Source organism: Asaccharospora irregularis DSM 2635 (assembly GCF_900129815.1).
Classification (GTDB): domain Bacteria; phylum Bacillota; class Clostridia; order Peptostreptococcales; family Peptostreptococcaceae; genus Asaccharospora; species Asaccharospora irregularis.
Window position 1 is genome coordinate 33,119 of the sequence record NZ_FQWX01000018.1, and the last position, 9,470, is coordinate 42,588.

Below are 9,470 nucleotides of genomic sequence, written 5' to 3' on the forward strand. Positions count from 1 at the left end.
AATTTTTTATTTTATTCTTTTCCTATTAATATAAATTTATAGATAAAAACTTTACAAACAATCAGAAAGTGACAAATTTTTTGATTTAAAGATGATAACATAGTTATATAGATAAAAATGTATAAAAAGGAAAGGGATTTATAATGGGAGGAAAATATGTAAGAGAGAGGAAGAAGAACAGTATAAAGTACATTATAGAAATGAACGATATATACATTTTAAGTATCCTATCTTTTATACTAATTAGGTACCTAAATAGGGATATACTTAAAATTTGTTTAGAGACTATAAGTTTAAGCCTACTTTGGATATTCACTTACTCAAAAAGGTACGATAAAACTTTTAGTCAGGATAACTTTATAAATATACTAAGAGTAAATTCTATAGCATTAATGTTTTTGTTCAGCTTTGATATATCAGGATTAGAGATTCAAGATTCACAGATGATTATGCTTATTATACTTGTAATTAATGTATGCATAAGTATCTACGTGACAACTTATGATAAAGGAGAAATAGACAAAAAAATATCAATATTGTTTTGTTTAATTCCAATTGTGTTAGATTTTGCAATTAGAGCTGCATTTGGGGAAATTATAAACGTAAACTTTATTGTAATGATGCCAGGCATAATGTTGGCTGCATTTAATATATATAATGTATATTTTTTATTGGACAAACAGTGTATTCACTACAAAGCCACAAAATCGCTGACGGCCATGTCTACAATACTTACTATATTAGGGTTTTTATTTTCAATGAGGATTACAATAATCAACAATGATTTATTAAAAGATATACTTTATTTACTTTTATATAGCTATATATATGGCTCGTACTCTTATAGTAGCAAAAACAGTATAATATACCCTTATATAGAGCTTTTTAGTAGAAATGAAAAGTTAGATAAGAATTCTCAGCATATGAACAAAATAAATATTGCAATTCAAAAGGATATAATAATACAAAATAAATTAAAAAACTATATAGAACAAAGAGAGGGCCTTTTAAGACAAGCATTAGACAATATGCCTTGTATATTGATGATTACAGACTATGAATTTAATATAATTTATACTAATAATTATTTTAAAGAAGAATTTAATTTTAAGGTTGATAGTTTTTATGAAGTTATAGATCTTATAGATAAGGGTAGAATAAAGAATAACAACTGGAAAGAAAAATTAAATGAAAATAAGGTATATATTAGCACTATACAGATGAATGATAGAATATATTCTTTAAATATAACCAACAATGAAAGTGATAACTCGTACTTAATAGCATTAAATGATACAACCAATGAGATAAAAATGGGAAGACAAATACAGAGCATCAATGAAAATTACGAAAAAATAATTTTAAATACACCATACCCTGTATTGGTTATAAAATTAAACAAGGACAAGAGTAAAAGTATTGTAGTAAGTATAAATAGAAAATTTGAAGAAATATTCGGATTTACATTAGATGAAATGAAGGGAATTACTTTGGAAGATTATATAGATTTACTTGAAGTTGATTTTTTTGATAATAATTGCTACAAAAGGATTAAGTTAGATAAAAACAAAAAAGTAGGAATAATAAGCAATCTGTATGAGTCAAAGAGTATAGTGAATTTAGTTGTAAAAGATAAATATGGAAATGAATATATTGAGGAGGTAAGTATAGGGAATTGTTTTTATGGAGATGATAGATTTAAATTATTAACTTTTAGGAATGTAACCTCTGAGGTAGAAATTTTCAAAAGTATAAACTCTGAAAAGGTGATATATCAAAAATTAATAGATTCTATACCTGAGGCTACACTGCTTGAGGATTTAGAAACATCAAAGGTAATTCATTCAAATAAAGCGTTTAGAACTATGTTTGGAATAGTGGATGGTGTCTCAGAGGATATCTGCCAGAAATATAGAAATAAAATAATGAAAAAACACGTAAATAATATCCACATGGGTGGAGAAGATAAGAGCATCTATCTGGTAAATGAGAAAAACGATATAAAAGAGATTAAACTAATATCAAAGACGTTAGTTTTTGACAACAGAATAAGAAAAATTAGGATAATAAAGGACATAGGTGCCCGAAAAGAATTAGAAAAAATAAAAACTGTTTTAAACAGACAGAGAAAATATGATAAGATGAAAATGGAATTTTATGTAAATATGTCACATGAGTTAAAAACGCCATTAAACAACATATACAGCTCAATTCAGCTAATTGAAAGCTTGTATAGAAAAAATAAAATCAGTGACAAGCAAGATGTAATAAAAAATCATATAAAAATAACTAAGCAAAATATGTTTAGATTACTTAGACTTATAGAAAACATAATAAATATATCACAAGTAAAGTCTGAAATCTATAAAATAAGATCTATAAATTTTGATATTATAGATATAGCGGAAAGAATAGTAGAATCTATTAGTGGATACGCAAAGTCAAAAAATATAGACTTAGTATTTGACACAGAAGAAGATGTACTCAATGTAGGATTAGATCCAGAGTCTATAGAACGTATTATTCTTAACCTTTTATCAAACGCTATAAAATTTACTAGAGACGGTGGAGAAATCCTAATAAATATACAGAAAATAGATAACTATGTTGAGATAAGTATAAAAGACAATGGAGTGGGTATAGAAAAAGAAAAGCTTATGGATATATTTGAGAGATTTAAGCAGATAGAAAATAGCGATATACACAATGAGTTTGGAAGTGGAATAGGACTTTTTCTGACAAAATCATTAGTAGAAATTCAAAATGGGAAAATTGACATAAAAAGTGAAGTTAACAAGGGAACAGAGGTAATAGTTTCTTTTCCTATCAAAGAAGTTGAGGAAGAGGTTTCAGAAGATACAAAGTATGATGATAATATAGAAAAATTTGAAATAGAGTTTTTTGATATATACAAATAAATAGTGGAATTTGAAAAAGCCTAATAAAATAGGCTTTTTTTGTACATAAAAATATAAAAAATACAAAAACTCAAAAAAGACTTTCAATTAATAAAGTAAGGTTATATAATAAAAATGGAATCATAATAAATAGTAAAATATAATAAATAGTATATTTATTAAAACATATATCTAAATATACTTAAACACAATATTTAAAAAGGGGAGTGGTCTGGATGAGTCAACTGAAGATAACTGAAACTGTACTAAGGGATGCACATCAGTCTCTGATAGCTACTAGGCTTAAGACAGAGGAGATAGTACCAATACTAAAAACCATGGATAGAGTTGGATATCATGCCTTGGAAGTTTGGGGAGGGGCTACATTTGATGCGTGCATACGTTTTCTAGATGAGGATCCTTGGGAAAGATTAAGACTCATTAGAAAAAATGTAAAAAACACTAAGTTGCAAATGCTTTTGAGAGGACAAAATCTTTTGGGGTATAGAAATTACTCAGATGATTTAGTAGAAAAATTTATAGAGCTTTCAATAAAAAATGGTATAGACATAATAAGAGTGTTTGATGCTCTAAATGATATAAGAAATCTAGAGGCATCTGTAAAAGCAATAAAAAAATACAATGGTCATTGCCAATGTGCAATATCTTATACAACTAGCCCTATACATACAGTAGAGTATTACTTAGATTTAGTTAAAAGCATGGAAAATATGGGAGCAGACTCTATTTGTATAAAGGATATGGCAGGGGTTTTAACTCCATACAGTGCATACGATTTGGTCAAACGCTTAAAAAGATTAACTAATTTACCAATAGAACTGCACACTCATTGTACAAGTGGGATAGCTGATATGATTTATATGAAGGCTGCAGAAGCTGGAGTAGATATAATAGACACGGCTATATCACCTTTTTCAGGGGGAACAAGCCAACCGGCAACAGAATCCTTAGCTGTTACATTTGATAGTACAGATAGAAAAACACAACTAGATATGGATTCTCTTTCAGAGGTGGCTGAATACTTTACACCTATAAGGGATAAGTATATGGCTGATGGAATACTAAATCCAAAGGTTTTATTAACAAATCCTAAAATATTAAAGTATCAAGTACCTGGAGGTATGCTGTCAAATTTATTATCACAGTTAAAAGATCAAAATGCTCAAGATAAATACGAGGAAGTTTTGAGTGAGGTGCCAAGAGTTAGACAGGATCTTGGATATCCTCCTTTAGTTACTCCAATGAGTCAGATGGTTGGAACTCAGGCCTTATTTAATGTACTTACCAATGAAAGGTATAAGTTAGTTCCAAAAGAAATTAAAGATTATGTAAGAGGACAGTACGGAAAATCTCCAGCTAAAATAGAAGATGATATAAGAAAGAAAATAATTGGGGATGATAAGGTAATAACTGTTAGACCAGCAGATTTAATTAAGCCAGAATTTGAAGCTATGAAAGAAGAAATAGGAAGTTTGGCTAAAAATGATGAGGACGTACTAATATACGCATTATTTCCGCAAGTAGCTAAAAAGTTTTTAGAATCTAAGTATTTTAATAAAGAAAAAAAAGAGGGTAATGTTACTGATATACAATATATAACAGTAACTATATAAAGAATAGGTGATAAAAATGGATAATATATCGATAGTAGAAGCTATATCTATAACATTTTCTAGTATGACAATTGTAATCTTAACATTATCATTGATTGCACTAATATTGGGTTCATTTAAACACTTATTTAAAGAAGAGTCTAATTTAGATATTAAAAAAGAAAATATAGATACCATACTAGAAGAAGACGATGAGGAAAAATTAATAGCATGCTTAGCAGCATCAGCTATGGCTGGAGATGGCAAAGTAAATCCAAATCTCCATATAAAAAGGGTGACTAGAATAAAGTAAATCGAGTAAAAATTATTTAATAAAAATTATTTAATAAAAATTATTTGATAAAAAGAGAAAGGAAGATAAAGATGAATTCTAAAACATATCATATAAAATTAAATGGAAAAGTTTACGAGGTTGAAATTGAGGAAGTAAAAGAGGATAAAATTAACAAAGAAGAATCAAAGGAAAATAAGCCAGTACAATCTACAAAAAAACATAAGGCAATATCAGAGGGAGAAGAAATAGCAGCTCCTATGCCAGGAAATATGTTTAATATACTTGTTAAAGAAGGGCAAGAGGTCAGAAAAGGGGATGTAGTAGCAGTACTTGAAGCTATGAAAATGGAAAATGAAATAGTAGCCCCAGTTGACGGACGAGTTTTATCTATAAATGTTGAAAAAGGTCAAAATGTAAGCTTAGGGGATATAATATTAAAAATAGCTTAGTAAAATTGACTTAAGGAGGGAGTTAACTGTGGGTACAATGCTAATGAACTTTGTTGCAGAATCTGGTTTTGCAATGATGACTTATAAAGAAATTATAATGATAACTATAGCTTGTATATTTTTATACTTAGCTATAAAAAAAGGATATGAGCCGTATTTATTAATACCAATAGCAACAGGGATGTTACTTGCGAACATGCCAGGTGTGGATTTAATGCAAAAGCCAACGGAGAGTGTAAATGGGGGACTGTTTTATTATTTATACCAAGGAGTTAAGCTTGGAATTTATCCTCCACTGATATTTTTATGTATAGGTGCTAGTACAGATTTTGGTCCAATGATAGCAAATCCTAAGACGATGTTACTTGGAGCGATGGCTCAGTTTGGTGTTGCATTTGCATTTTTAGGGGCAGTAGCTATAGGATTTACTGGTCCTGAGGCGGCTGCAATAGGCATAATAGGTGGAGCAGATGGTCCAACTGCAATACAATTAACAGGTAAATTAGCACCGCATTTATTGGGAACAATAGCCTTAGCTGCCTATTCTTATATGGCACTAGTCCCAGTTATACAGCCACCTATTATAAAAGCCTTAACAACTAAAAAAGAAAGAAATATAAAAATGGAACAGTTAAGAAGTGTTTCAAAAAAAGAAAAAATACTATTTCCAATAGTTTCTATGGTAATAGTGATAGGTCTTTTACCTACATCAGCTCCACTTATAGGTATGTTAATGTTTGGAAATTTATTAAAAGAGTCTGGAGTAGTTCCAAAATTAGTTGAAACAGCTCAAAACTCACTTATGTATATTATAACAATACTTCTGGGGTTGACGGTTGGAGCTACAGCGAATGGAGACGTATTTTTAACTGTTCAAACTTTAGGTATAACTTTAATGGGCCTTTTAGCTTTTTCGGCTGGTACAGCAGGTGGAGTATTAGGGGGAAAACTTATGTGCAAGCTTACTAATGGAAAAGTAAATCCAATTATAGGTGCTGCGGGAGTTTCAGCGGTTCCTATGTCTGCAAGAGTTGCTCAAAAGGTAGGTCAAGAAGAAAACCCTTCAAACTATTTATTGATGCATGCTATGGGGCCAAATGTATCTGGCGTTATAGGATCAGCTATAGTAGCCGGTATATTACTTAAGTTTTTTGCTTAATTATAGGAGGAGTATCTGCAAATGACTATAAATCATTTAAAGAAACTCCTCTTTTTATAATGCATATGAAATTATATTAATTTTCAGACTGTTTACAAATATAATTTTCGTATATGCATTTCAAAAAAATTATCCTTTAAAGGTTTTAGATAGAAAATTTTTATATTTTAAAATGTTACTTATATTGATTAAAAGTTAATTGTGAATAATTTTATTAAGAAAAAATAATTTTTTCTTAATAAATAAAATAAAAATGCCAAGAAATTATAGACAAACAAATATCAATAAATTATAGTTATAATAACACCATTTTTATAAGGTGGAGTGTCTAAAATTTGAATGAAATTAATTTTAATTATAAAAATTTTTGTTTAGACAGTTTATAGGTATTATACAGCAATAAAAAAGTTTTCTATAGAGGAATTTGATAGGTTGACTTTTTTGAAACACATAAATTGTAGCTATGCTTATTAATTAGGGTATATAAGTATGCTAATTTATGTGCTATAAAAAAACTTTAATAAGAGGTGAGTAAATTGAATAAGGACATAGGATCTAAAATAAAACAACTAAGGACACAGAAACAGATGACACTCAAGGATATGAGTGAGAAGACTAATTTATCAATAGGTTTTTTATCTCAATTAGAAAGAGGGCTTACTAGTGTAGCAACAGATTCGCTAGCAAAAATATCGGATGTACTCGATGTAGAATTGACATATTTTTTCATAAGACCAAAAGAGCATAAAAGACCAGTATTAAGAAGTTATGAAAAAGAAGTATTTGATATATGCAACTCTAGTTTTATAAATTATCATTTGTCTTCAAATTTAACAGATAAAATAATGTTACCAAGATTAATAGAGCTACTTCCAAGCAAGAGCGATGAGGAAATATGTTCTTATGTACATGAAGGTGAGGAGTTTGTATATGTTTTAGAGGGAACATTAACTCTATTTTTAGGGGAAGAACAAATCGATATGTATCCAGGAGATACAGTACACTACAATAGCGAAAGTAACAATCACAATTGGGCTAACTATACAAATAAAATAGTAAGGATTTTAGTAGTTAGTATACCAAATTCTTTTCAAGAGGCAGATAAAAGCAAAAAATAACAATTAATCATTCAAATCAACACAGCAATCAAAGAAATTTCAATTATTTTACTAAAAATATAAATAATCAATAAGGTGGCTATTGATAGATTTATTAAAATTTATTAATAGCTATTTTTATGTTTTTGAATATACAACTAATAAATATTGCATTTTTATGTATTGTGAATACAAAATTTTTTGACTTTATTGATAATGAGGAGTATTATAGGTATGGGATAAATAGAATTGGAGGGATTTGATAATGTCACCTAAGTTGTTTAGTATTTTTAGGAATAAAGAGTTGACAAAAGAAAGTGTGAGTAAGGATATAATTTCAGGTATTATAGTAGCTATAATTGCCCTACCTTTATCAATTGCACTTGCTATATCTTCTGGAGTATCACCAGAAAAAGGACTTATAACTGCAATAACTGCAGGATTTATAATATCTTTTCTAGGGGGAAGTAGAGTACAAATAGGCGGACCGACAGGGGCATTTGTTGTAATTGTCTATGGAATCGTTATGGAACACGGTATGACAGGTCTTATAATATCCACAATAATGGCGGGAATTATTCTAATATTAATGGGGTTATTGAAGTTTGGTTCTTTAATTAAATATGTACCTAAAACTATAACTGTTGGATTTACAAGTGGTATAGCCATAACTTTATTAGTAACCCAACTAAAGGATTTTTTTGGACTTAAAATAAGTGATGTTCCAGCTGAATGTTTAGCTAAGCTGGGAAGTTATATAAATAATATAAACACATTTGATGCGGTAACTTTTATCGTAGGTTTAGCGTGCGTATTAATAATGGTATTTTGGCCTAAAGTAAATAAAAATATACCAGGTTCAATAATAGCATTAATTCTAGCTACATTAGCAGTTCAATTATTTAATATTAAAGTAGACACTATTGGAAGTGTTTATACAGACATATCAGCATCAATACCGATGCCTACAATACCAGATATAGATTTAAATACAATAAAACAATTAATTAAACCGTCACTTACAATAGCTGTACTTGCTGCTATAGAGTCATTATTGTCATGTGTTGTTTCTGACAAGATGATAGATGATGAACATGATTCAAATATGGAACTTATAGCCCAAGGGCTAGGGAATATAGCATCCGCGCTATTTGGAGGTATACCAGCTACAGGTGCAATCGCCAGAACTGCTGCAAATGTAAAAAATGGTGGAAAAACTCCAATAGCTGGGATTATACATGCTATAGTTTTATTATTGATAATGGTTCTTTTAATGCCTCTAGCTAAGATGATTCCTATGACGGTTTTATCAAGTATACTTATAATAGTATCTTATAACATGGGAGAATGGAAAGAGTTTGGCGAGATGCTAAAACTACCAAAAGGAGATGTGGTAGCTTTTCTAGCGACTTTTATTCTTACTGTAGTATTTGACTTAGTGGTAGCTATAGGAGTAGGAATGATTATTTCTATAATAGTATCATTGTTTAGAAAATACAAAGAAAGTCAAGTAGAAGAAGAATACGATATTGAAATTGACAATATTGGATAATATATTGGTTAGTATATAGCATATTAGTTTATTATATAAAAATGGCACTTCAAAATGGCTGTATAATATTTAGCGTTGATGGTAATAAAAAATCCATAATTGTCGTTAGACAAAAATGGACTAATTACTATCAGCGCTATTATTTTTTAAAAAAATAAAGAACACATGTCAAACTCGTTGTATAATTAAGTCACGACAACAAAATAAACGAGGAGGTTTGACATGTGCTCAAATGATATTATATCAAATATTCTAGGAATTAGCGATAAAAATTTAGTATTTACAGGAGATGGAATTGAAAAAATAAGAGGTATTGAGTTTAAGGTATTAAACGCAGTGCTTACATATGTTCCAAAAGCATGCTCTAAATGCGGTTGCGTAAATGAAAATTATTCAGTAGTGAAAAAT

7 protein-coding genes and 1 pseudogene are annotated in these 9,470 nt (G+C 29.2%); all 8 read left to right on the forward strand.

The features are described from left to right. Positions 1-143 precede the first annotated feature (143 nt). On the forward strand, positions 144-2,918 hold the full coding sequence (locus BUB34_RS08295) for a PAS domain-containing sensor histidine kinase (protein WP_242948858.1): 2,775 nt from the start codon (positions 144-146) through the stop codon (positions 2,916-2,918). 215 nt (positions 2,919-3,133) lie between these two features. Beyond that, positions 3,134-4,531 carry an oxaloacetate decarboxylase subunit alpha gene (locus BUB34_RS08300; RefSeq protein ID WP_073126370.1) on the forward strand — a complete coding sequence of 466 codons (1,398 nt, stop codon included), beginning with the start codon at positions 3,134-3,136 and terminating at the stop codon, positions 4,529-4,531. A 16-nt stretch (positions 4,532-4,547) separates the two neighbouring features. Next, on the forward strand, positions 4,548-4,823 hold the full coding sequence (locus tag BUB34_RS08305; protein WP_073126372.1) for a hypothetical protein: 276 nt from the start codon (positions 4,548-4,550) through the stop codon (positions 4,821-4,823). A gap of 44 nt (positions 4,824-4,867) precedes the next feature. Then, positions 4,868-5,254 (forward strand): DUF2118 domain-containing protein, encoded by a 387-nt coding sequence (locus tag BUB34_RS08310; RefSeq protein ID WP_278276711.1) that lies wholly within the window; start codon positions 4,868-4,870, stop codon positions 5,252-5,254. Positions 5,255-5,291: 37 nt separating this feature from the next. Further along, positions 5,292-6,413, forward strand: coding sequence for a sodium ion-translocating decarboxylase subunit beta (locus tag BUB34_RS08315; RefSeq protein WP_073126387.1), 1,122 nt, complete (start codon positions 5,292-5,294; stop codon positions 6,411-6,413). Between the two features lie 527 nt (positions 6,414-6,940). Further along, entirely contained in the window at positions 6,941-7,531 is a 591-nt protein-coding gene (locus tag BUB34_RS08320) for a helix-turn-helix domain-containing protein (RefSeq protein ID WP_408605776.1), read from the forward strand. A 244-nt stretch (positions 7,532-7,775) separates the two neighbouring features. Further along, positions 7,776-9,062 (forward strand): SulP family inorganic anion transporter, encoded by a 1,287-nt coding sequence (locus BUB34_RS08325; protein ID WP_084120305.1) that lies wholly within the window; start codon positions 7,776-7,778, stop codon positions 9,060-9,062. Between the two features lie 222 nt (positions 9,063-9,284). Continuing rightward, positions 9,285-9,470: pseudogene (locus tag BUB34_RS08330) on the forward strand (ISL3 family transposase); the annotation flags it as partial.

What these genes read in the sequence shown, in the direction of transcription:
- BUB34_RS08295 (WP_242948858.1), top strand. Translation starts at nt 144, where the DNA reads ATGGGAGGAAAATATGTAAGAGAGAGGAAGAAGAACAGTATAAAGTAC.
- BUB34_RS08300 (WP_073126370.1), top strand. Translation starts at nt 3,134, where the DNA reads ATGAGTCAACTGAAGATAACTGAAACTGTACTAAGGGATGCACATCAG.
- BUB34_RS08305 (WP_073126372.1), top strand. Translation starts at nt 4,548, where the DNA reads ATGGATAATATATCGATAGTAGAAGCTATATCTATAACATTTTCTAGT.
- BUB34_RS08315 (WP_073126387.1), top strand. Translation starts at nt 5,292, where the DNA reads ATGCTAATGAACTTTGTTGCAGAATCTGGTTTTGCAATGATGACTTAT.
- BUB34_RS08325 (WP_084120305.1), top strand. Translation starts at nt 7,776, where the DNA reads ATGTCACCTAAGTTGTTTAGTATTTTTAGGAATAAAGAGTTGACAAAA.